Origin of the sequence: Limnohabitans sp. DM1, assembly GCF_001269385.1 — a bacterium.
Lineage (GTDB): Bacteria > Pseudomonadota > Gammaproteobacteria > Burkholderiales > Burkholderiaceae_C > Limnohabitans_A.
Genome location: NZ_CXOO01000014.1, coordinates 148,052 through 173,970 on the forward strand (window position 1 = coordinate 148,052; position 25,919 = coordinate 173,970).

Below are 25,919 nucleotides of genomic sequence, written 5' to 3' on the forward strand. Positions count from 1 at the left end.
CGCTGTAGGTATTGGGGTTGACGCTGATGCTGTTGGCCGCCACTTCCACGTTGGCGTTGGGCGTAAACGTGGCTGTCCAGGTGGTGCCGCCGTCGGTGCTGGCCAGGGTGCTGAGCGTGCCGTTGGGCGCTGTGACGTCCGCGTTGCTGAAGTCTTTGACCGCTTCGCTGAAGGTGATGGTCAGCTGTGCGCTTTGTCCGGCCGTGAGGCTGGTCATCGGTGCACCTTGGGCGTCTTTGAGGGCGACGGTGGCCGAGGGGGCCTTGGTGTCCACGCTGTAGTTGCCGCTGGTGCCCACGGCTCCGGCGTTGCCGATCAGGTCGCTGTAGGTGTTGGCCAGCGTGATGACGTTGGTGCTGTCTTCGAGGTTGATGCTGGGCGTGTAGGTGCCGGTCCAGACGATGCCGTCTGCGCTGCTCAGGGTGCCCAGACTGCCGTTGGCCACGGTGACGTCGTCGTTGCTGAAGTTGACCACTTTCTCGCTGAAGGTGATGGTCAGCGTGGTGGTCTCGCCCGCTTGCAGGGCTTCGTCGGCCAGTTTGATCGTGGCTGTGGGCGCTTTGGTGTCCAGGCTGTAGTTGTTGCTTGCGCCTGCGGTGCCCACGTTGCCTGCATTGTCGGTGTAGGTGGCCGACAGTTGCACCAGGTTGCTGGTGTCTTCGATGCTGCTGTTGGCCACCAGCGTGGCCGTCCAGGTCAGGCCGTCGTCGGCTGTGGCCAGGCCGCTCAGGCTGGCGTTGTCGGCCACCAGATCGCCCACATCAAAGGCGATGACTTTTTCCGAGAAGCGGATGGTGACGGTGGCGCTGTCGCCTGCTTTGAGCAGTGTTTTGTCCAGCGCGATGCTTTGCACTTGCGGCGCCGAGGTGTCCACGCTGTAGCTGCGGCTGGCCGAGGTGCTGGCTTGGTTGCCTGCGGCATCGCTGGCGTTGAGCAGCACTTCCAGTGTTTTGTCCGAGTCGGCCACCAGGTCGGCCGTGTCGATGCTGATGTTGTAGCTGCCCACGGCGTTGACGGTGCCGCTGAAGGTGTTGCCGTTCACGGCAATTTGCACCACATCGCCTTCGCTGGCCCCCAGCGCAGCGCCGGTGATGGTGGTTTGCAGGTTGGCCGCATCGGCCGGGCCCACGGCATCGTCGCCGCCAATGGGCGTGATGCTGACGGTGGGCACGGGTTTGCCGGTGTCCACCGTGAAGCTGAACACGGTGGGGGTGCTGGTGTTGTTGGCTTTGTCGGTTTGACGCACTTGCACGGTGTTGGCGCCTTCTTGCGCCGTGAAGGTGCTGCTCCAGGTGCTGCCGTCGGTGCTGTATTCGACCAAGGCGTCTGTTTCGATCTGCCCGATGTTCAGGTTGCCTAGGGTGCTGATCTTGTCGCTTTGGCTGCGCCCGGTGTCGCACAGCAAGCTGACGGAGGGTGAGGCCACGGTTTGGTCGATGACCACCGCCAGGTTGATGGTGGCATCCACGCTGTTGCCCGCTTGCAGGGTGCGTTCGATTTGCACATTGCCCGAGGCCATGGCCAGCGTGGGCGTGACGGACCACAGGCCGTTGTTGTCGACCACGGTGGTGAGCACTTCGCCTGTGCCGGGCATGGTCACTTTGATGCGGTCGCCTTCTGAGCCGCTGCCGGTGATGGTGGGGGTGTCGTAATAAGTGCTCAGGTCCGTCAGGGCGCCGCTGTTGCTGTTGTTGTCCAGGCCCGCGGTGAAGGTGCCTGCTTTGGTGTTGAGCACAAATCGGAGGACGTCGGAGACGGCGATGTTGCCCGCCGCATCCCGGACCCGTGCGTAGACGGTGTTGCTGCCTTCTATGGCGCTGTAGGTGTTGGTCCAGCTGCTGGCGTTGGTGCTGTATTCGACCACGGCACCGGCTTCTATGGCCGAGCCGGCGGCGCTGCCGGGGGCGTTCAAGCTGGCGTCGATGGTGACCAGATCGCCCGGGGTGCCGGTGTCGGAGGCGAGGGTCAGGATCGGTTTGACGATTTGCGTGTCCACAGTGAACACCAGTTGGCTGGCCGCGCCGGTGTTGCCTGCGGCATCGACCACGCGTGCGTAAACGGTGTTGCTGCCTTCTCCTGCGGCAAAGGTGCTGCCCCAGGCTGTGCCGTTGCTGCTGTATTGGAGCGTGGCGCCCGCTTCCAGGCTTGTGGCGGTGAGGCTGCCGTTTTGACTGATTTTGTCGGTGCCGGAGCTGCCGCTGTCGCACACCAGGCCCAATACGGGCGCATCGGGTGCTTGGGTGTCAAGCGTGAAGCTGTAGGTGGCCACAGCACCGGCATTGCCTGCGGCATCCGTCACGCGCACTTGGACGTTGTTGGCGCCCTCTGCGGCTGCAAAGGTGGTGGCCCAGTTCACGCCGTTGGTGCTGTATTCGAGCTGGCCGCCCGCTTCCACGCTGCTGAGGCTCAGGGTGCCTGTGTTGCTGATCTTGTCTGTGCCTGCGCCTGTGATGCTGCCGCTGTCGCACACCAGGCCCACGGTGGGGGCCACGGGGGCTGCGCTGTCCAGGGTGAAGCTCAGGTTCGATGGCTCGCTGACGTTGCCTGCTGGGTCGGTGACGCGCACGCTCACCGTGTTGGCCCCTTCGGCCGGTGCAAAGGTGCTGCCCCAGGTGGTGCCGTTGGTGCTGTATTCCAGCGTGGCACCGGCTTCGGCGGCCACGTTGACCGTGCCGTTGTTCGTGAGTTGATCAGCGCCTTGGCTGCCGCTGTCGCACACCAGGGTGAGCACCGCTGGGGTGGGCGCTGTGCTGTCCAGGGTGAAGCTGTAGTCTTGGGTGCGCTGGTTGCCTGCGGTGTCCATGACGCGCACTTTGACGTTGTTCAGGCCTTCGGCGGCCGTGTAGGTGCTGGTCCAGGTGCTGCCGTTGGTGCTGTAGCTGATGTCGGCTCCGGCTTCTGCGCCGGTGATGACCAAAGCGCCATTTCGGCTGACTTTGTCGCTGGCCGTGCCGCTGTCGCAGCTGAGCGCCACGGTGAAGGCGCTGGTTTGGCTGTCCAGGGTGAAACTGAAGGCGCTGGAGGTGGCCACGTTGCCTGCGGCGTCGGTGGCGCGCACCTGCACCGTGTTGGCGCCTTCTGTCGCATTGAAGGTGGTGGTCCAGGTCGTGCCGTTGGTGCTGTATTCCAGCTGGCTGTCGCTGTCAGCGCTGACGGCGAAGGCACCGTTGCTGGTGACTTTGTCTGTGGCGCTCGATCCGCTGTCGCTGATCAGGCTGATCACGGGGGTGGTGATGCTGGCGTCGATTTGCAGGGCCAAGGTTTTGGCTACACTGACCACGCCTGCTGGATTGGTCGCGGTCACGCTGACGGTGCCGCTGGCCACATCGGTGCCAGCGGTCACGCTCCACTTGCCATCTGCGGCCACCGTGGTGCTCAGGATCTCGCCTGTGCCGGGCATGGTCACCCGAATGATGTCGCCCTCTGTGCCGGTGCCACTGATCGTGGGCGTCAGGTCCTGGGTCAGCAGGTCTGTTGGGCTGCCACTGTTGCTGGACAAGTCCAGTTGTGCGGTGAACACCGCTTCAGCGGCGTTCAGCGTGAAGCTCAGGATGTCTGAGGTGGCCACATTGCCCGCTGCGTCTGTGACCTTGAGGGTCACGCTGTTGGTGCCCTCCACGGCCGTGAAGCTGCTGGTCCAGGTTTGACCGTCGGTGCTGTACTGCACCTGCGCGTCGCTGTCCACGCTGTTCAGGTTCAGCGCACCATTGCGGGTGATGCCGTCGCTGCTGCTGACTCCGCTGTCGCAGCTCAGGGCCACGGTGGGCTTGGAGATGCCGGTGTCCAGCGTGAAGCTCAGGGTGCTGGCTGCGCCCGCGTTGCCTGCGGCGTCAATGACCCGGGCCTTGACGGTGTTGCTGCCTTCGGCTGCGGTGAAGGTGGTGCCCCAAGCTGCGCCGTCTGTGCTGTATTGCAGCGTGCCGCCCACTTCCGAGGTGCTGACGCTGTAGCGGCCATCGCTGGTGATCTTGTCTGTGCCCAACGGGCCGCTGTCGCACACCAATCCAAGGACCGGCGCATCGGGTGCCCGTGTGTCCAGGGTGAAGCTGTAGGTGGCCACGGCTCCGATGTTGCCTGCCGCGTCCGTCACGCGCACTTGCACGTTGTTGACGCCCTCTGCCGCTGCAAAGGTGGTCGCCCAGCTCACGCCGTTGATGCTGTATTCGAGCTGGCCCCCCGCTTCCACGCTGCTCAGGCTCAGGGTGCCTGTGTTGGTGAGTTTGTCGGTGCCCGCGCCTGTGATGCTGCCGCTGTCGCACACCAGGCCCACGGTGGGCGCTGTGGGTGCTGCGCTGTCCAGCGTGAAGCTCAGGCTCGATGGCTCGCTGACGTTGCCTGCTGGGTCGGTGACGCGCACGCTCACCGTGTTAGCGCCTTCGGCCGGTGCAAAGGTGCTGCCCCAGGTGGTGCCGTTGGTGCTGTATTCGAGGGCGGCGCCGACTTCGGCGACCACATTGATGGCGCCGTTGTTCGTGAGTTGGTCTGCGCCTTGGCTGCCGCTGTCACACACCAGGGTGAGCACGGCCGGGGTGGGCGCTGTGCTGTCCAGGGTGAAGCTGTAGTCTTGGGTGCGCTGGTTGCCTGCGGCGTCCATCACGCGCACTTTGACGTTGTTCAGGCCTTCGGTGGCGGTGTAGGTGCTGGTCCAGGTGCTGCCGTTGGTGCTGTAGCTGATTTCTGCATCAGCATCGACATCACCGAGCAACAACGTGCCCTCACGACTGACAAGGTCTGCCGATTGCCCGCTGTCGCAATTCAAAGCAACGGTGAAAGCGCGGATTTGGCTGTCCAGCGTGAACACCATGGCCTCAGAGGTGGCCACGTTGCCTGCGGCGTCGGTGGCGCGCACTTGCACGGTGTTTTCACCTTCGACCGCAATGAAACTGTTGAACCAGGCTGTACCGTTGGTGCTGTACTCAAGCCGCGCATCACTGTCAGCCCCTGAAACGATCAACTCACCCTGATGGGTCAAGCCGTCCCCAATAACTGCGCTATCACAAGCCAAGGTCAGCAGCGGCTGGCTGATGTGATTATTGACCGTGAACACCAGTGTTTCGACCAAGCCTGAATTGCCTGCCGCATCCACACTGCGGACTTTGACGGTGTTGAGACCTTCACCAGCAGCGAACGTGGATGCCCACCCAATGCCATCGGTGCTGTACTGCAAAATGCTGCCGGGCTCGACAGAGCCCACACGCAAAGCGCCCTCTTGACTGATGTTGTCGGTTTCAGAGATGCCCGAATCACAAGCCAAAAACACGGTGGGCGCGTCAGGGCCTTGCGTGTCGAGGGTGAAGTCAAAAAAGGTCGTAGCACCCACATTCCCTGCGCCGTCCACGACCCGGATCTGGACCTGATTCAAGCCTTCATGCGCAGTGAACGTGGTGGTCCAAATGCCACCATTGGTGCTGTACTGGATTTGACTGTCAACATCTTGCGTATTGAGGCGCAACAAACCCTCAGAGGTCAGTCGATCAGGGATATCGCTGCCTGTGTCACAGACCAAACTCACAAGGGGAGCATCAGGCGCCTGGGTGTCCATCCAAAAATTCAGACTGCTGGTTTCACTGACGTTGCCAGCGGCATCTCTGGCACGGGCAGAGACCGTATTGAACCCCTCTTGTGCAGTGAACGTGGTGACCCAAGTCTGACCATCCAGACTTAACTCCACCGTGGTGCCCGCATCGAAAGCAATATTGATCCGCCCATCCACCGTGATCTGATCGTTGTCGCGCCATCCACTGTCATTGACCAAACTGATGACGGGCGCAGAAGGGCGCTGGCTGTCCAGCGTGAAAGAAAAGTCCTGGGGACGCGCATTCCCCGCGACATCCACAACACGCACAGTCACCAAGTTGTGACCTTCGGTCGGCACAAATGTGCTCACCCAGGTCTTACCGCCATCTGAACTGAAGCTCAAAGCAGACGATGTCTCGACATCTGCCAACATCAAAGAAGCTTCTTGCGTGATCTTGTCTGTAGGCACAGCGGTGTCACATTTCAATGCCACTTGATACACGGGGACCAAGGTGTCCAAATTGAACGTCAGCGGCAGCGAGATGGCCTTGTTGCCTGCGGCATCGATGGCGCGCACATAGACGGTGTTGACCCCTTCTGCGGCGGTGAAAGTGCTCGCCCAGCTGCTGCCGTCAGTGCTGTATTCAAACTGAGCGCCGTCCTCAGCCAGGATGCTCAAGGCGCTGCTGTTGGTGATCTTGTCTGTCTTACTCAATCCGCTGTCACAGATCAGGCTCACCACAGGCACAGAGATGCTCTGGTCAATCGTCACTTGCAAAGTTTTCGCTGAACTGGTGTTGCCTGACGAATCGGTGGCGATCACGCTCACGCTGCCGCTGGCGATCGACTGGGTGGGCGTGACGCTCCATGTGCCGTCTGCCGCCACGGTGGTGCTGAGCACTTCGAGTGTGCCGGGCATGGTCACGCGGATGATGTCACCTGCCGTGCCCGTGCCGCTGATGGTCGGCGTGTCATCGTTGGTGCCTGCATCACCCACAACGCCACTGTCGCTGGAGGCATCGAGTTTGACCGTGAAGCTGGGCACTTTGGTGTCCACGGCATAAGTCGTTGAAACCGCAGAACCCGCATTCCCTGCTTGATCGGTGTAAGTCGATTGCAGACTCAAGCTCAGACCGCGATTGTCGGAGCCAGCCTCTGGCGTGAATGTCGCCTTCCAGACCAGCCCAGTTTCATCAGACACAAAATCACTCAGACTGCCATGCTGCGCAATGACATCGTCTTTGCTGAACCCTGTGACTTTTTCGCTGAATGTGATGGTGACGGTGGCTGTGTCACCCACCTTCAACACGGACTTATCCATCGTGATGGTGGCATCCGGGCGCTTGGTATCACTTGGCGCTACCGGTTCAGACTTGCCTTTGGACGCCAGCCCTGCTGCAGCCAACAAACCGCCAGCGCCCACCAGCCCCCACAGTCCAAAAATCCCCCCCCCTCCGGCAGCCACGGCACCAGGCACCAAAGCCACTGAATGCACTTGCGCCTGTCCGTACAAATCCGCAGTCCAGGAACTGGATGAAGCACCCCCAACCACTTGGTACTCCAGGATCTTTCCGGCTTGGTCGTAACCATAAATCCGGCAATCATTGGATTTGCAAACATCAAAATAATTGTTGATGATGAAATCTGCGCCTTCAGAGAAATCGCCATCCAGCACCAATTCCAGATTTTTGGCAACGCGCCGAACATGGATCTTCTGAGGAGGCGAGACTTCCGGCAAGACCTTGTCGCTCAAAGTCAGCACCATCAATTTGGTTGAAGCTACAGCGTCAAGACTGACGGGGCTGGACTTGCTGGCTCGCACATTGCGGTTGATCGTCTCCGCACTTTGAACCACGCGCCCTTGGGCATCCAACATTTTGATTGACTTCATGATTTTTTTGATTTTCAAAAAATTAAATCAAAAGTAAACAATTTACTTTTTATTGAATTTTTTCGAATTAAATGAAAATTTTGTTAAAAATTATTCAATAAAACGTGAAAATCAAAAACCTCTAATTGGGGTACTCCTGGTGAAAAAGTTACAAAAAAACTAAAAACAAAAAATTATTCAGGGAAAATTACAAAAATCAGGTGTGCACTGCAAGGTCTCCATGAATGGACTCGACATCTGATTTTGCTCATCGTCGAAGCTGAATGCACCAAGAGGCCAATGACAAAGAGTCATGCACCATCAAGAACTCAGTCCCTCAGGATAAGCAGCACATCCGAGCGGAACTCGCGGCCATAAAGAATCAGGACCACCAAGGCCGTTGCCAAGACCAAGGCCAAAGGCGAAAAAAACCAGGCCATAGCTGCAAACGAAAAGTAATACGCACGCAAACCATCGTTGAAGGTTTCTGCGGCAGCGCCCACCAAGTGGCCCGCCCGCTGCGCCACCGACTGACGATCCTGTCGCCCGGCATCGAACTCCTCAGGCGGTGGCATGGCCCCGATCACCAAGGCCACGAAGGTGTACTGGCGCATGGACCATGAGAAGCGAAAAAACGCATAAACAAAGATACCCACCAGCACCAACACCTTGAACTCAAATACCAGCATGGGCGTCGCTTGGGCAAACGGAATCTCGCGCACCAGTTCTGCCGCCTTGTCGGTCGTGCCCAGCAGGGCAAACAAGCCGCCGATGATGATGATGGTGGTGGACGAGAAAAACGCCGGGGTTTGCGACAGGTTCTGGGTGATCAGGCCGTCCAGCATGCGCGGGTCGCGTGCGGTGGCCTGCAGCATCCACATCTGACGGTAACGGTTGGTGGTGACGATCAGGCTCTGGTCGCGCAGGCCGCGTACCTTGGCAAGCCAGGCATAACCCACCCACAAACCGAAGAAAGAAAACAGCGCCAGCCAATCGAGCCAGGGCAACATGGTGATGATTTTCATGCGCCTGATCGTAACAAGGGTTCTGCTCAAGACGCCAGCTCTACCACACGACACCAGCCTGCAAGGGCCAGGGGAATTTTTGAATTCAAATGGTTTCTTTTGAATTACGATCACGCTCTTTCCCTCATGATGTGCCCATGAAATTCATTGCCCCCTTGGCCCTGCTGGCCCTCCTGAATGCCTGCGGCGGCGGCGCGGGCACCCCAGAACCAACCGGTGGTCAAACCGGTGGTCAAACCGGTAGCCAGACCGGTGGCCAAACTGGCGGTCAAACGGGTGGCCAAACTGGCGGTCAAACGGGTGGTCAAACGGGTGGTCAAACGGGTGGTCAAACGGGTGGTCAAACGGGTGGTCAAACGGGCGGCCAAACGGGCGGTCAAACGGGCGGTCAAACGGGCGGCCAAACGGGCGGTCAAACGGGCGGTCAAACGGGTGGCCAAACCACCGGCAAGCCCATCACCCTCACCGACCAAACCGGGGTGGCCCGCTACCACGGTCAGTCTGACTGCACCGCTTTTGTGCTGGACCTGCGCAACGACGCCGCACCGGCCTACGCATTGACCAACGGGCACTGCGCGCAAAACTTTTCGGATCCCGACACACCTTATGCCGTGTGGCGCGACCGCGCCGCCACCTCAGACCGCTTGGTGTTTTTCTACACCGCCAGCACACAAGCAGCCCAGAAAACCGTTCAAGTTTCGGAAATCACCTACAGCAGCATGAACCAGACCGACCTGGCGGTGTTGAGGCTCAACGCCACCGTGGGCCAACTGAGGGCGCAGGGGATTGAGCCCATTCAGATTCACGGCAGCCCGCTGGCCAGCGGCAGCCCGATTCAGGTGATCGGCGCACCCAGCAGTGAATTTTTGCGCCAAGTGGCCTGCCAACAAGGCCCGCGAGTGGACGTGACCGAGTTTGTCTGGGTCTGGTCACAACTGCAATCGAACGACTGCGCCCAGATTTACCCGGGCATGTCCGGCTCACCCGTTTTTGACCCCGTCAGCCGCAAAGCCGTGGGCGTGATCAACACCACCACCGTGGGCATGTCCGAGACCCGCAACTGTTACCTGGGCTCGCCCTGCGAGATCAGCGCCCAAGGCACCCGGCCCCGGGCTCAAACCAGCTACGCCGTGCCCATTGACGGCTTGGCCGCCTGCTTTGTGCAAGGCCAATGGGCACCGCAAGCCGGGGTGTGCCCCCTGCCCTTGGCATCCGGCCCGGCGTTGCTGCCGCAAGGCCTGTTCAGCCCCATGCAACCCCCCAGCAGCAGCAGACGCTGGCAATTGGAGGGCCCCAGCAGCGCCGCCACGCAAGTGAAGTTCATCACGGCGGGCCTGGACCGTTGCAACACCGACACGGGCTACCAGACTTACCAGGCCAACCGTTTGCCGTTTTTGCCCACACAAGAAGGCGTGCACCTGGCTTGCGTGCGCGAAGGCCAGCGCCTGACAGTGCATCCGATCGAGGTGGACAACAGCGCCCCTTCCGCTGCGCCCATCGTGGAAGTGGCCCCACTGGATGGCCAAGCCCGCCGGGTGAGCTTGTCGTTCAAGCCCCCCGAAATCTCGGGCTACGACACCGCGACCTCAGCCACCGAGGCCGGTTGCAGGGCCTTGCCCAACTCGGCATTCACGCCCTATTTCCGGGTGCCCTTGGTGCTGGACGCGCCGGTTCACCTGTGCATCAAAGTCAGTGACCGGGCAGGCAATACAGGCCGCGTCTGGGCGCAGGCCATCCCTTAAAGGGCTGGAAAGGCGCAATCAGGCGCGCAGCTTGGCCGCCACCGCAGCCACGCGCTCGCCGTAGGCTTTGGCGGTGTCCAGATCGCCTTGGGGGATGTCTTCGGCGGGGCTGGTGGGGCCCACTTGCGCCATCACACCGGAGTTGGAGCCGATGCGGTTGATGCTGCCGTCGTTCATGGACGGCTGACCGACCCAGACCATGCCTTGCTGCATGGCCAAGGTGATGAAGTACTGGATGGTCGACAGCTTGTCACCGCTGGGGCTGGCCGAGATGGTGAAGCCGCCCGCGACCTTGTCTTTCCAGGCGCTGGTGAACCAGCGCCTGGACGAGGCGTCGGCAAACTTCTTGAACTGCCACGAGGCCATGCCCATATAGGTGGGCGAGCCAAAGATGATGGCGTCGGCCGCGTCCAAGGCTGCCCAATCGGCGTCTGAGATGTTGCCGTCGGCGTCGATGGCGATGCTTTGGGCGTTCGCGCCTTGGGCCACAAACTGGGCCACGCGCTGGGTGTGGCCGTAGCCGGAATGGAAAACAACAACGGTTTGGGTCATGAAAAACTCCTGGAAGCGATGAAAAAAAGGTTGAAAAAAATCAGGGGGCCAGATCGAACACCAGCACTTCGGCATCCTCGCCTTGGCTCAGGCTCAAAGCCGACTCGCCTTGCAGCAGGGCCGCGTCACCAGCCTGGAGCGACTGGCCATTGGCCTGCAGGCGGCCACGCACCAAAAACACATAGGCCTTGCGCGCCGGGTCCAAACTCAAATGGGCTGTTTCTGCGCCTTCAAACAGACCCGCGTACATGCGGGCATCGGCATGAATTTGCACCGTGTGCTCGGCCGCTTGCGGGTCGGCGGGGGGTGCGGCCACCAAAGCCAGTTGTCCGCGTTTGGCGTTGCCCGGCACGGTTTTTTGCTCGTAGCCAGGGTCAATGCCCGTCACGTTCGGCTCGATCCAGATTTGCAAAAAGTGCGTCTGCTCGCCCTGGGCATGGTTGAACTCGCTGTGGCGCACGCCAGAGCCCGCGCTCATGCGCTGCACGTCGCCCGGCGGAATGCCCTTGACATTGCCCATGCTGTCCTGGTGGGCCAGATTGCCCGACAGCACGTAGCTGATGATTTCCATGTCGCGGTGGCCGTGTGTGCCAAAGCCGGTGCCGGGCGCGATGCGGTCTTCGTTGATGACGCGCAGGTTGCCAAAGCCCACATGGGCCGGGTCGAAGTAGTTGGCAAAAGAAAAGCTGTGAAACGACTTGAGCCAGCCGTGGTCGGCATAGCCGCGTTCGGCAGATTTGCGCAGGGTGAGCATGGGTTTTCTCCTGGTCAGCGGTTTGCGGCAAGGGCTGCAAACGACGCCCGAACTTTAACCCTCACCCCGGCCCGAATCGTTGCTGCGCTTTGCTGGCATCATTCAAACCATTTCAACGATCAGGCCACCACCATGCAAACTCCACGCGATTGGCTCACGCCCGAGACGCTGCACATGCTGCAAACCATTGAAGACAGAGGCAGCTTTGCAGCGGCTGCGCGTGACCTGAACCTGGTGCCCAGCGCCCTGACCTATCGGGTGCGGCAACTGGAAGATGCGCTGGATGTGCTGCTGTTTGACCGCAGCTCGCGCCAGGCACGCCCCACGGCTGCGGGCCAAGAGTTGCTGCGCGAGGCGGGTCGCCTGCTGCAAGACATGGACGCCGTGGCCAACCGGGTCAAGCGCGTGGCCACGGGCTGGGAGGCGGTGCTGACGATTGCGGTGGACAGCATCATCTCGCGCACGGTGGTCATGGATTTGTGTGCGGCATTTCTGGGCCTGAACAGCCCCACCCGCTTGCGCGTGCGCCACGAAACCCTGTCAGGCACGATGGCGGCCTTGACTTCAGGTCAGGCCGATCTGGCCTTGGGCGTGGTCATCGAACAGCACTTGAGCGCCGATATTCAGCACCGCATCTTGGGTGAAGTGCCCTTTGTGTTTGCCGTGGCGCCTCACCACCCGCTGGCCGCAGCCCCCGAACCCCTGAGCGATGCGCAGCTGGTGCAGCACCGCATGGTGGCCGTGGCCGATTCGGTGCAGCGCGGCAGCGGCATGACGATTGGCCTGCAAGGCGGTCAGGACGTGTTCACCGTGCCCGATATGCCCAGCAAGCTGGCGGCACAGCTGCGCGGTTTGGGGGTCGGTTTTTTGCCGCAAAGCCTGGCCCAGGCGCCTGTGCAGCAAGGCCAGCTGGTGGTCAAGCGCACCGACCGACCGCGCACCAGCACGGTGCATGCCGCCTGGCGCGACAGCCGCCTGAGCCCCGCAGGCCACGCCCTGCTGTGGTGGACCGAGCAACTGGACAAACCGGCCACACGCCAGGCCTTGCTGGACGCCCCATAAGCCCCGGAAGGCCCGCCATCAGGCGTGTGTGACCTGCATGCGCCCCTCGGTCAACAAGCGTTGCAGCAGCTGCTCGGTGGTTTCGCCCGGAACGGTCATGTAGCTGTCCACGTTTTGCAGCGTGACCAGCAAACCCATGGCACCGCCGCCGTCACGGTCCACAAAGACCTGCAAGTCCTTGCCGGCATTGGTTTTGACCAAATCGATGTAGCCGCCTTGGATGAGTTTGCCGGCATCGCTTACGGCTTGCCCCGTAGCGCCCAAACTGCTGGCGAACAGGTCCGACATGTCCAGCACATCGGCATCTTTGCCCAAGGAAGTGTTGAAGTCGGTGATGACATCCCCGGTGAGACCACCCAAGCCCCCGGCACCGCCCACGCCTTGGTAAACGGTTTTATACACAAACCGGTCTGCGCCCTGACCGCCTGTCAAGCGGTCGGCCCCCAGCCCGCCAATCAGCAAATCGGCATTGGCCGTCCCGGTGATGGCGTCGTTGCCGCCTCCACCCAAAATGGCCGCAGCCACCGTCCAGGAGCTGGCATCCAGGGTATCGTTACCATCTGTTCCCAAGCCCCAGCTTCGATGCAAGAAGCCTCGCCCGGTTTCGTCGAGCAGCGTGCCTGAATAGTCGATGCGCATCGCTTGAGCGACCTCGGCGTTGAAGCCGAAATACAAGCCTTGCCTGACATTGACCGACTCGACCGAGACAAGACCAGGCAGTGATGCATTGGACCAGGCCTTGATCGAAAAATCACCGACCACTGGCGCAGCCCCATACATGGCTGCAGAAAAATTAAGCTGAAACGCACTGCCCAACAGGGTCACATCAGCCGGATCGGGATCGCCCGAGCCGCCCTTGACATACAAGCTCACATCTTCACCGTTGACGCTGCTGAGATAACGCGTGTCAAAGTGAACGCCATTGATCAGGAAATTGCCTGCCACCCTGCTTGTGAAGCCATTCGTCAGCAAAACATCCTGGCCACCCAACACGGCCTCCAGGGAATTGGTTTCAGACAATTGGCCAACATCTGCCGCCGCTATGGTCAGCACTTGCTTGCCCGAAGCCCCCGCAGCCAGGGCAGACTGCGTCAAATCGAGACGCTCAATGCCCAGCAAATGGTGATAGCCAGCCGCATTGACACGGGTGTTGTCCGCCGAAGTTCCCGAGTCCCCCCGGAAATTGGACACAAAATCCGACAAATTAAGTTTGGAGCTGCCACTGTAGGCATTCGACCAGACCAAGGTGTCAAAGCCCTTGCCGCCATCAATGTGGCGGAACAAGGCATCCTTGATTTCAATGGTGTCATCACCCGCGCTGGTGTTGACATAGTCTGCGCCAGACGTGATCACACGGTCCTTGCCAGCGCCCCAATCGGAAGCGTTGAGTTGCAACAGATCATCCAGAATGGGCGTGGCATTCTGACTGAGGGACAAATCATAGGTCTGCGCCGTCCCTGTGGCCGCCACCAGTCGTCCCACGCTTTGGTATTTGGCGGCCAAATAGGTCGAGACCTCGCCCCTCATGGCCGCAGTCAAGGCATAGTTGAACGCGATTTGGTCGCCCATCACACCCGTGACGAATTCTCTGCCGCCCGAGGACTGGCCACCAGAGGCGCCAATGGCCAGCGTCCCTGCATCCCCCAAGGCAAACTTGCTTGCAGTCGACATCATGGTGGTGTTGGCGGTCGAACTCAAAACCCTGTTGTTGACGGCCACTGAACCCGCTGTGGTGTCGTTGAATCCATTCATGACCATCCAAGAACTCACGGTCGCAGCATTGGAAACCACATTCACACCCTTGCCCGAAAAGTGGGAAGACAAGGATGTTTGGACACCACCAAAATGGTGCCTGAATCCATAAACCGTCCCGTTGACAGCACCGTCCAATTCACGACTCATGGTGTAACCCCAAGCTGGGGGGTAGCCCAACAATTTGAGCACGGAAAAGTCCGAATAACCCGTCACATCCAGTCGGGGGGCCGCCGTCTTTTGCGTCGTATACAAAGACGATCCACCATTGAAATACAAAGCCACATGCCCCGAAGCATCTGTGAGCTTAGGCACAGATCCCATGCGTGGCACCACGGTCACGGTCCCGTCGCTGGATGTCCAGGTCGTGACCTGACTGCCATCCTTGACGCTCATCAAGGTGTCCGGGTCAAACCACAAAGTGTCGGCATAGACGGTTGACCAGTGCTTTTGATCTGCAGCCACATACACCGAGCGGTTCAATGAACTGGTGGTTTGCCCTGCACGCAGCAGATTGGCGTGCAGCACACGCTCACCATCTCCACCCCAGTTGCTCGCTGACAAGTTAAAGGACGCGCTGTTCTGGCCCGTGGTCTGAACCGTGGTGGTGCCCACCACCTCGCCATCCATGGTCAATTGAATGACATCTCCTGCCTGGGCGCCCGTCAACTGAATGTTCACCGCCACACCGGCCGCCTTTTTGCTGGCGTCCAACACGTTGTTACTCGCCACGGTGTCAATCACCAGCGTGGGGTTGGGCGTGAACACATCCGCCCTGACGGTGGTGCTGAGGTTGGCCGTGTTGCCCGCCATGTCCCGCACGGCACTGAGGTTCACAAGCTGACCGGCCTGCAAAGTCGTACCCGCACCCAGCGTCACCTGCCAGGTCGTGGCATAGGTGTTGGTATCGCCCACTTGCTTGATGCCGTCCACCGCCGCAAGGCCGCTTGCTTTCAGTCCTGCGGGCAAGGCGGCTGTGGTCAGACTCACAGCCTCTTTGAAGACCAGGCTGACCTTGTCCCCGCTGTCAAACACGCCGACCGTGCCCGTGTCGGAGGTCACCGCCAATTGCACGGCGCTCTCCACCGCGAAATCCAGCGCAATGGGTTTGGGCGCGGAATAGGCGCCTGTGGCGCCGGTGGCCGGGTTGACAATTTGAGCCACCAAAGACTTCTGACCCGACAACGCCCCCCACTGTGCCGCAGTCAGGGAAACCGATGTGCTGGTGGCATTGGTGCTCATGTTCACACGCTGGATCTCAGCACCGTCCAGATACACCACCAACTGCGTCCCCGCTGTGGCGGCAGCATGGGTGAACGCCACCGCCGTGGTTTGGGTCAACTCGGTGGCATTGATGCGGTTGTCCCTGGCAATCGTCACCGGTGGGATGGGCGTGTCTGGAATCGTCAGACTGGGCAAGGTGAACACAGCATTGGCGGACGCCAAATTACCCACCACATCCATCACCTGGGCTCTGGCCAATGTGAGGGTATCTCCCGCCACCAGATTGGCCCCTGTGCCCAGGAAAATCTTCAGGGTGGAGGTGTATTCAGCGCCATTGAGGGTTTGCGATTGACTGGCCTCAATGCGCGCCCCGGTGCCCCAGGTGCGCCCGGAAGGCAAGGTGAAATTCGTCAAGGCATTCAATGCACTGAAACGCACAGGTTCAGTGAAGGTCAGCACCAGGCCATCGTTTTTGGCGCCATCCAGGTTCGCATCAAACAAGGTGACCGCACCCGAGACCGCAGGAGGAACACGATCGATCAGGAAACTCAAGCTGGTGGGGTCAGACTCCTGATCATTGAAAACCTGTTGCGCCGTGACCAAAATGGTGGCGGTGCCAGAAGGCGACAGGTTTTGGATTTCTTGCACGGTCAATGACACAGACCAGGCCCCTGTCGATGTTGCCGTCACGGTCTTCTCGGGCACAGACTCAGCTTGGGTCACGGCATCCCTAAATCGAACCTTGACCTGTGCCCCGGGCATGGCCAAGCCAGACACCGTTTGGGTGCTCGCGGCTTCGACTGCATTGATCAGGTTGTCGCCTGTCAGGTCAAAAAGGCTTGGGGGCGACAAGGTCAGCGCCACATTGAAGGAGCCCGTGGTCGCGGTCGACACGTTGCCCGCCTTGTCGGTCTGGATCACGGTGTAGGCCACCGTGCCCGAGCCCAGGATGCGGAAATCCGAAGGCATGACGGTGATGCCAAACTTGCCATCGTCCCGTCCTGTGGTGGGAAACCGCAGGCTGTCGCCCAAAGCGCCCTGCATGACCACGACCACCGAAGCGCGCGCTTCGACACCCGAGCCCGTGAACACCTGCCCCGTGGCCAAACTGGCCTCCACCGAATTGATGCCATCTGCAAAGGTTGTCGCCACCACCACCGGCGACGCAATGATGGTGTCGAGCTCGACCGCGATGACATTGGAGGGCTGGGATTTGTTGCCCCCGGAATCCTCAATGGAGGTCGCGATGTTCAGTTTCTGGGGCGCTGCCCCCGCCGTTTGCAGCATCAATGCCTTGGGCACCACCACGGCCATCGTTTGCGCCACCAAATCCGCCGTTTTCAAGATCACGCGATGCTCGGCGAGAAAGCCCGTCACCACCAAGGCATCACCCGCCTTGGCCCGCGTTCCTGCCAGGGACACGTTCACGGTCACCCCTTGGGTGGCATCGGCCAGATTGATCCAGCCGTCGCCCGCCTGGGGCAGGCTCAAGATGGTGGGCGCTGCGGGCTCATCGCGGTCCAGCAACACACTGCGCACCGTTTGCGCGCTGTCGTTGCCTGCGGCATCGGTCTGGTACACCACCAAGTCCCAGGAACCATCTTCCAGCTTAGCCAGGGCCTGTCCCAAGTCGCCCGCCTTGATGGACCATGAGGCGCCGCTGATCACCGGAGTCAACACGATGTCGCTGGCCGGGTCCGCCTGGCGAATCACCACATGCAGCGTGGCCCCTGCCACCACCCCCGCGCCCTTCACATCCAGCGCCGAAGACACGCCGGCCCCCAAGGCCAGCAATGTTTGCGCTTCTGCAGCGGACACCCGGTCGTCTGCCAGCACCGCGTCTATGGACAAGGCCGGGGGAGCGATGGTGTCCACCTTCACCTCAAGAAAAGAAGAATTGGGCGAAACGTTGCCTGCGGCATCCACCAGTTTGGCGGTGATGGCGATGTTGCCCTCCACATTGCCAATGGCGCTGGCAGGCACCGTGACCGAAGCAAACCCCTGCGTGATTTCGGCGTCTGACAAGGCTTTCGGGCTGAGTTGCTGGCTACCCCAAGACAGCACCAAGCTGTCCCCCACCAAAGCCCCGGTGCCAGTCAGATTGACCTTGACCACCACCTGATTCTGGTTGGCCTCCACTTTGTTGATGTAGTCGCCCCCCAAAGAAGAAGCGGCCACCGCGCCTGCGGCCCCACCCGAGGGCGTCACCAAGCTGTCGATGCTGGGCGCACTGGGCGCCAAGGTGTCCACAAGCACCGTGTTGGACAGGACCTGGGCAATCACGGACCCCGCAGCATTGCCTGCAGCGTCCTGAACCACCGCACCGTTCCAGTCCACGGCCACCTGAGCGGCAGAGGTCATCAGGGCCACACCGCCCGCACTGTCGGTATCGCCCGGCTGAACGGTGTAGGTGAACACCGCCCGGTTGCCGCCCGCCAGCTGGCTGGCGGAGGCGTTGTACTCGGCGTAAACCGTCTGGCTACCCAATACCAGACCCACTTTGGGCAAGGCAGCACCGTTCAAGGCCACGTTCACCGTCTCGGACAGTTGCACCGTCACGGTGATGACATCCCCTTCTTTGGCGTTGCCGTTGAGGCCATTGGCAGACAGCTGCGCCACATTGAGCTGAGGCAAAACCGTGTCGATGACAAATGTGTCAAAAAGCTGGGGCAAGGATTCATCCCCTGCCGCATTGATCTGCACCGCCTGGATTTGCGTCACGCCTTGACCGATGCGGCTCAAGTCTTCAGCCTTCAGGGTGACTGTCCAGCTGCCATTGGCGCCTACAGTCACGGCAGGAATGTCATAAGACACACCGGCCACGCGCACATCCAGACGCAACTGATGGCCCGATACGCCCGAGCCGCTCACCACCAATTCACCGTCCGAAGTGATTTGATCCTGGGCATTGAAATAAATATCACTGCCACTGACGCCACTGACACTGGTGATGGTGGGCATGCTCACGGGCTCGGACACGTAGGTGAAGGTCTTTGCCGTGGGTGGCGACACGTTGCCGGCTGCGTCAGTTTGCTGCACGGTCACTGTCAGTGTGCCCTGCACCAGCTGCGCAAAATCGGCCGCCAGCACAGGCACCGACCAGACGCCTTGCGGGTTGACCGGAATGCTGGTTTTGCTGACGAGGTGACCGGATCCGTCTTTCAGCACCCAACTGACCGAAGCCCCCGGCTCTCCCGCACCGCTGACCCTCACCCCGGCCTGTGACTCGGCGTAGCTGACGCGGTTGTCGGCCGTGACCGCATCCACGGTCGGCGCTGCTGGCGGCACGGTGTCGATCACAAAACGGCTGCTGGCCAAGCGGGAAGGGTTGCCTGTGCGGTCCGTCTGAAAGGCCTGGATATCGACTGTGCCCTGGCCCAATGTGTCCAGCTCAGAGGGCGTCAAGGACACCGACCAGTGGGGCTGACCATTGCGCTCAGAGGTGGTCGCAGTCTTCTCAAACTTGGTGACATTCCCCACCAAAATCTTGACCGTGACGACTTGACCCAAAGTGGCAGCACCTTCGATGAGCACATTGGCCTTGCTTTCCAGCAGATTGACTTGCCCATCGGCAGACACGGCCACAATCGTGGGCGCCTCTGGCAAGGCATCGACCGTGCCCTGCCAAACCAAAAAGCGCGCACCCTCGTTACCCGCCCGGTCCACCGACCGCGCCTCCACGCGCAGGCTGCTGGAATCGCCCACTTGGGTGATGACCGATTCGGCCACGGTCACCGCCACAAAGCCCTGGTTCACATCGTTTTGCGTCAGGCGGGTGCGCACTTCGACACCGCCGCTGCCCGTGGCGCTGCCCCAGTACAAGAGGACTTCATCGCCAGATTGCGCATCTGCCGCCAAGCCCACATGCACCACGGTGCCATCGGTGGCTTCGGTCAGGTTGCGGTTGTCGGGCATGACAATCAAACCACCGGCCAACTCTCCCCTGGCATTTTGGGCGTCAGCGGCTTGGGCATTTGCACTGGTCACCAATTCGGGCAAGGTTTTGTCGAACACAAAGCTGCCGTTGCTCCATGCTGACTGGACATTTCCCGCATCCTTTAGTTGAGCGGCAATGTCAATGGTGCCTTCTCCGAGCGTATTGAGATCAGTGTGGCTGACATACACGGTCCATATGCCGCCAACTGCTTTCACTACTGGGAGGGTGGTTTTGTTGGACGTCCCGGTGCGACTCAATACCACGGTCACATCCCCATCGACCGATGAGGTGCCGGAAATCGAGATACTGCCAAGTGTGGCCTGGTCTGCGTTGAATTCCGCCAGGTTCACATAACCATCGGTCATCACGGTATCCAGTTGCGGCGCCAAAGGCGGCGCATCCACCGCCACACCCGAGACCAGCGCAAATGGCTCACCCACGTTGCCCGCCAGGTCGGTGACCCGCACGCGCACATCGACCGTGCCATCGCCCTGGCGGGCAATGGTGTTACCCGGCACGGTGATGACCATCAGCCGGGCATCATTGCCGGAGAAGGCCGCCAGTTGTGCGGCCGTGAGCACATGCACCACCCGCTGATCGCCCCAGAACAACTCCAGGGTGTCACCCGCACGGGCATTGGCAGGCAAAGGCACGGCCACCTTGACGCCTGCGGCGGCCTCTTCAGGGGTGACGCCAGCGACCAGTTCATGACTGGTGTTGTATCTTTCGGCAGCGCTTTGATCGCTGGGCAGCGCAGCACTGGGGAACTCGGTGTCGATGATGAACTGCTGCGCAGCGGCCACAGAGCTGATGGCTGAAGCGCTCAAACCATTGCGCTGAATCGCCTGCACCTGAACAGCCCCTTGACCCAGGGACTGCACGTCCGCAAAAGCCAGACTGATTTGCCAGCTGTTGTCTTGCCCCACCTGCACCTCGCGGGTGATGCTGCCTGCTGTCCCGGTCAAGCTCAGGGTGACAAAGTGGCCCGCCACGCCCGTGCCGAAGACGACAGCGCCTTTGGCCGCTTCCACGGCATTGATGAAACCATCACCCCCCGTCTGATTCAGGGTGGGCGCAGGCACAGCGGCTTCAAGCTCAAAGCTGCGTTCCACCACAGTATTGACGGCGGTGGATCGGTCGCTCACCGGGTCTACCGCCCAGGCCTGAACCTGCACGGTGCCGCTGCCCAAAATGGCGCGCATCTGCACACTTGTGAGCGTGGCTTGCCATTGGCCCTGGGCATCGACCACCGCCAAGGATTGCAGCTTCACACTGCCCAAACTGCCTTGCAAACTTAAAGACACCTGCGTGCCCATGGGGCCGGTGCCCGTGATCACCAGCTGACTGCCTTGTTCGGCAAAGCTCACCACATCGTCGGTGCTCAGCGGGTTGACGCGAACCGAACCTGCAATGGGGCTGCGGTCCACCGTCAGAGCGCCCACGGTGGCCGTCGAGACATTGCCAGCCTGATCAATTTCCGACACCGACACATCCCATTTGCCGTCGCCCAAAGTTTCAAAGGCTTCGCTGCTCAGGCTCAATTGCCAGCGGCCGCCACTGCCCACCACCGCCGTGTGGGGGGCCAGGGACTGAGTGCCCAAGGTGCACACCACCACCACCGTGGCGCCGGGCTCTCCTGAGCCGGTCAGCTGCACGCCTTGGTCAGCCTCGACAGCGTTGACCCTGTTGTTGCCACTGATGGCGTCCAGCACAGGCGCATCCACCTGGGTGTCAATTTTGAAAATGTGGCTCACCGACTCGGACACATTGCCCGCCGCATCGGTCTGGCTGGCACTCACGGCCACCGTTCCTTCGCCCAATTGGGTGCGCAACACGGTGGGGCTCAAGGGCAGGGACCAAAAGCCATTGGCATCGGCCTGCACGGATGTGCCATAGGTGCCCAATGAGCCCACCGCCGTGACCGATACCCAAGCCAGGGCTTCAGCGCCGCCGCTGAGCGAGACCATGCCATCGCTGATTTCCTGGGCGTTGACCCAGTCATTGGTCGACACGCTGTGGAGCGTAGGCGCCAAGACGGTGGTGTCCAGAGAAATGGACACCGCCTGGGCCGCACTGGTGTTGCCCGCCAGGTCGGTTTGCGTGAGCGACAGCTGCAAGGGGCCATCGCCCACTTCTGCCCATTGTCCCAGCGAGATGCGGCTTGACCACTGCCCCTCACGGTCGGCCAACACGGTAAAGGTCTGACCTGCAACACCGGTGCGCGTGTTGAACAGGCTGATCTTCAACTCGGCATGGGCCTCGGCAGTTCCACTGACCAAGACACCGGCGTCACGCTTGGAAGCGTTGATCTTGTCCTCATAGCTCGTCACGCGGGGCTGTGCAGGCACGGCGGTATCCACCACCACCAGCAGCTCGGTTTGAAACGTGGGGTTTTCCACCCCTTGCAAGGTGGCAAAACTCTGCAGCCGATGGCGCCCCTCGGTCAAAGCGAGAATGGCCAGACCCTGGCCTGAACTGTCCAGCTGCACACGGGCCAAACGCTCATCGTTGTCAAACTGTGCGTTGCCATTGGTGTCTTCATAAATGACCACAATGCTGCCCGCTGCGCCTGACAGCTGCACCCGAAAATCTTGTGTCTTCCGGGTGTAATAAGTGCCACCCATGATGCGGCCATAGTCATCGACCAATGGATCCAAACCCGGTGGGCGCTCGGAAAAACTGACCGCCAGGCCACTGAGCACCTGCAAGGGTTGAACCTGACTGCCCGTCCAAGGGCCGAGGTTGCCCACCGAATCTTCAAACACGGCGCTCACACTCAAAACGACGTTGTCCCCCGCCGCCACAATGACTTGCGCTGGCACCGCCACTTGGGCCACACCGGCCGCCAAATCGTCCGGCGTGACCTGGTAACGCAGCACCTGGTTGCCCCAGGTCAAGACCACCACACCGTCTGCCCCCAAATTGGCAGGCAAGGCCACGGCCACTGTGGTGCCATCTGCCAACTCTTGCCATTGGAGGCCGCCTTCGAGCTCGCTTTGGGCGTTCAATTCCTGCGCAGCTTGGAGCCGGCCCGAAGCGGGCGCATCGGGCGGTACGGTGTCCACAAAAAAGTCGTGCGTTTGCACCGCAGACCTGTTGCCCGCTGCATCAGTCTGCGTGACCTCGACACGCACCGTGCCTTGTCCCAGCAGGCCAATCTGTGCGGCGCTCAGGGTCACCGACCAATTGCCTTGTGCATCGACCCTGCCCGTGGCAGTGAACAAGTCTTGGTTGCCCGCATCCTTGAACACCAGCGCGAGATCGGCCAAGGCTTCACCCTTGCCGCTGACGTTGACGCCACTGCTTTGTTTGGCCAGATTGATCCGGTCGTTGTCAGACACCTTGAGCTCGGTCACCGGGTTGACCTGGGTGTCCACCGTCACATTCAAGGCCTGGCTGGCACCACTTTCTTTGCCGGAGCTTTCTTTTGCGATGGCTCGCAGCTTGAAACTGCCATCCACCGAAAAGGTATGACTCACGCTGAAAAGACCTTGGCCATCGGCCGTGGTGCTGGCCAGTTTTTCGCCGGCGTCCATCACCCCGTTGTTGTTGACATCATTGAACACATCAATGGCATCGCCCACCCCGCTGCGCCCCGTCACCGTGAGCGCCTGGGTTTGGGTCACATGGTCTGTGGGACTGCGACCCGTATCCAGCCCTGCGGCCAGGGCCAGTGCGTAAGGGGCTGGCAAATCCGTCGTGTCCACATTGATCAGCACCGAGCCCGTCCCAGTGCCCACGTTGCCTGCCAGATCGGTCTGGCTCACGGTCAGGGTCACCTCGCCGCCGCCCAAAGCCTTCATCAAAGCGGGCGTCAGGGTGTATTGCCATTTGCCGTCCCTGTCAGCACGCACGGTGACCGGGTTCAAACCCCGGCTCCAGGTGAGCGTCACATCGGCCGATGCTTCTGCAGTGCCGCTGATGGGCTGGTCTGTCAGGCTTTCCGCCAGGATGATGATGTTGTCAACGGCCACTGCATTGACCTGTGGCGACCCCGGTGCTTGCGTGTCGATGGCCAGCACCAAGCGGGGCAGGGTCTGTGACACCTGACCGGTGGCGGGGTCCACATTGGAATAACTGCCCGTCTGTGGGTCCCAGCCCAAGGCCAGAATGTGTTGCACCCCCTCGCTCAACGCTGAGCTGGGCGTCCACAACACCTGACCTGAGGCATCGGTCCGCAACTCGGCCAAGATCGCATCACCGGCTTGCAAAATGCCGTCGGTGTTGGCATCGCGCAGCAAACGCACCCAGCTGTTGGGGGCAGCGGACACCTTGATTTGGGGCGCAGACATCGAGGTCACGCCATCCGTGGCGTCGCGCCCGGTGTCCTGGTTGTCGGCCAGCGCAATGCTGCTCACGGGAGCCACAGCGGTGGTCCGAATGGGCACGCTGTGAGCAATTGCTGTGGCCACATTGCCTGCAACGTCCGTGTGGGCCACGCCCACCACCACCTGCCCGGTGCTGAATGCCGCCCACTGCGCCTTGCTCACCGTGACCGACCAGCGGCCTGAGCCATCCACCTGCACAGGCTCGAGGGCGGTGCTGACGCTGCCTTGCGACAGGCTCAGCACCACCGACCCTTTGGCTTCGCCCGTGCCGGACAACACAATGCCCGTGGGGGCTACAAACTCCTGATACCCGATCTTGTCATCGGCTGTGACTTCATTCAGGGTCAGCACAGGGGCTTGCCTGTCCAGTTCCAGCGCCACCGTGGTGGTGGTGGTCGAGACGTTGCCGTAGATGTCCACGCTGTGCAGCACCCATTGGTAGGGGCCGTCTTCAGGCAACTCCGGGAGTTGGGTGCTGTATTGACCGTTGGCACCCACGCTCACTTCAAACACCTTGGCACTTTCATTGCCGTCGACCACACCGTTGCGGTTGTCGTCCAGCACCCAGCGCACTTGGCCGCCCGCTGGGCCTGTGCCTGTGAAGCCCGGCGTGCTGTCGTTCGTCTGCACGGCACTGGTGCCGGTTTTGTCCATCACCGCCGTGGGCGCGGCGGGGGGTGTGATGCGCACGTCAAATTCAGTCAGACTGGCTTGTCCCACGTTGCCCGCACCGTCTTGGCTGCGGGCGCTCAAGGTGGCTGTGCCTGCTTGCAGCCTGGCCCAGTCGGCTTGACTCAGGGAGTAAGTCCAGTCGCCTTGTGCATTGGCCTGGGTTTGGAATGTCCAGGCATTTGCGCCTTGGGTGAGGGTGAGCGTCACGGCCAGATTCGGCTCTGCCCTGCCGCTGAACAGGGTGCCAGCGGCGGCATCGGCCGCAGAGATCAGCTGGTCATCCAGCGCCGCCGGGCTGTTCAGGCTCAGCAGAGGGGGCGCCGTGTCCAGCGTCAGCGCCACCGTGGTGGTGGTGGCCGAGACATTGCCGTAGGTGTCCACGCTTTGCAGCAACCATTGGTAGGAGCCATCCGCAGGCAAGTTGGCCAGGGTGGCGCTGTACCGGCCGTTGGCCCCAACGTCCACCTCAAACACGCTTTCAAGGGCATCGATCTGGCCGTCTTTGTTGGCATCTAGCACCCAGCGCACCTTGCCCCCCGCAGGGCCTGTGCCTGAGAAGCCTGGCGTGCTGTCCTTCGTCTGCACGGCACTGGTGCCGGTTTTTTCCATCACTGCCGTGGGCGCGGCGGGGGGGGTCAAATGCACCTCAAAGCCGGGCAAAGTGGCCCATGCCGCATTGCCTACCCCATCCTGGGTGCGGGCGCTCAGGGTCGCGGGGCCATCTTGCAAGCGGGCCCAATCTGAAGCGCTCAGGCTCAAGGCCCAGGCGCCTTGCCCATTCGCGGAGGTCTGAAAGGTCCACACTTGCGAGCCTTGTTGCAGCGTCACCGTGACACTCAGATTCGGCTCTGTTTGCCCCCGCAGTTCGATGCCTGCCGATGCATCACCCACATTCACCGTCCCGTCCTGCAGCTGTGGCGGCGCGATCAAGGTCAAGGAAGGCGCGGTCAGGTCAATCACATCGCGCGCTGTTGCATCCAACACATCAGAGGACTTGAGCAGCGCCTCTTGCTGTGCAACGGGCTTATAAACACCCGCCAGCACATTCCGGTGTGCGTCAAGAGCGCCAAACAGATCGCCCCAAAGCGCATCCTGGGCCAGCCCATCGGGGGCCAGCAACTGCAGCCACAACAGATCGCCATGCCCTTCCTCCACCTCTTGCGGTGAGGGGCCTGAGGCCGATTGTTCATCCAGCACCGTAGGCGGCACCGTCGTGTCCGCCGTCACGCGCAACACCTTGTCGGCAGAGGCATTGGCATCAGTCACCTCCACCACCGCATCACGCCCCACCTCATAAAAGCCCTGCAAGCGAAGCAATTGCACCGAGCCGTCCACCTGTTGCACCCAGGCCAGCAGGTCATTGCCTGCGCGCTCCAGGCGCAGCACGTCTTGCAAAGCCAGCACTTGCCCGCGCTCCAGGGCTTGGGTGATGTGGGGCACACGCAGGGTGACGGTATTCATGGAAAAACTCCCAATTTTTTTCT

General features: G+C 61.2%; 7 protein-coding genes (1 of these 7 cut by a window edge). 2 read left to right on the forward strand and 5 right to left on the reverse strand.

The window, feature by feature from the left end:
* Both AMM33_RS05560 and AMM33_RS05565 read right to left on the reverse strand, forming a co-directional pair.
* On the reverse strand, positions 1-7,408 hold the 5' end (the start) of the coding sequence (locus AMM33_RS05560; protein ID WP_194945258.1) for an Ig-like domain-containing protein. The gene continues 24,716 nt to the left of window position 1, outside the view; the window shows 7,408 of its 32,124 coding nt (coding positions 1-7,408); the start codon lies at positions 7,406-7,408; its stop codon lies beyond the left edge, outside the window.
* A gap of 308 nt (positions 7,409-7,716) precedes the next feature.
* Positions 7,717-8,412 (reverse strand): DUF599 domain-containing protein, encoded by a 696-nt coding sequence (locus AMM33_RS05565; RefSeq protein WP_090139385.1) that lies wholly within the window; start codon positions 8,410-8,412, stop codon positions 7,717-7,719.
* A gap of 137 nt (positions 8,413-8,549) precedes the next feature.
* Here AMM33_RS05565 and AMM33_RS05570 point away from each other — a divergent pair, with 137 nt between their 5' ends.
* A complete protein-coding gene (locus AMM33_RS05570) occupies positions 8,550-10,154 on the forward strand; it encodes a trypsin-like serine peptidase (protein ID WP_090139386.1) in 1,605 nt (534 codons plus the stop codon).
* A gap of 18 nt (positions 10,155-10,172) precedes the next feature.
* Here AMM33_RS05570 and AMM33_RS05575 read toward each other — a convergent pair whose 3' ends face one another.
* Both AMM33_RS05575 and AMM33_RS05580 read right to left on the reverse strand, forming a co-directional pair.
* The gene (locus AMM33_RS05575) at positions 10,173-10,706 is read right to left on the reverse strand and encodes a flavodoxin family protein (protein ID WP_090139571.1); all 534 of its coding nucleotides are present in this window, start codon (positions 10,704-10,706) and stop codon (positions 10,173-10,175) included.
* Between the two features lie 40 nt (positions 10,707-10,746).
* Positions 10,747-11,460, reverse strand: a complete 714-nt coding sequence (locus AMM33_RS05580) for a pirin family protein (RefSeq protein WP_090139387.1) — start codon at positions 11,458-11,460, stop codon at positions 10,747-10,749.
* 132 nt (positions 11,461-11,592) lie between these two features.
* Here AMM33_RS05580 and AMM33_RS05585 point away from each other — a divergent pair, with 132 nt between their 5' ends.
* A complete protein-coding gene (locus AMM33_RS05585; protein WP_090139388.1) occupies positions 11,593-12,522 on the forward strand; it encodes a LysR family transcriptional regulator in 930 nt (309 codons plus the stop codon).
* A gap of 18 nt (positions 12,523-12,540) precedes the next feature.
* Here the strand turns inward: AMM33_RS05585 and AMM33_RS05590 are convergent, their stop codons facing one another.
* On the reverse strand, positions 12,541-25,896 hold the full coding sequence (locus AMM33_RS05590; RefSeq protein WP_090139389.1) for an Ig-like domain-containing protein: 13,356 nt from the start codon (positions 25,894-25,896) through the stop codon (positions 12,541-12,543).
* Positions 25,897-25,919 lie beyond the last annotated feature (23 nt).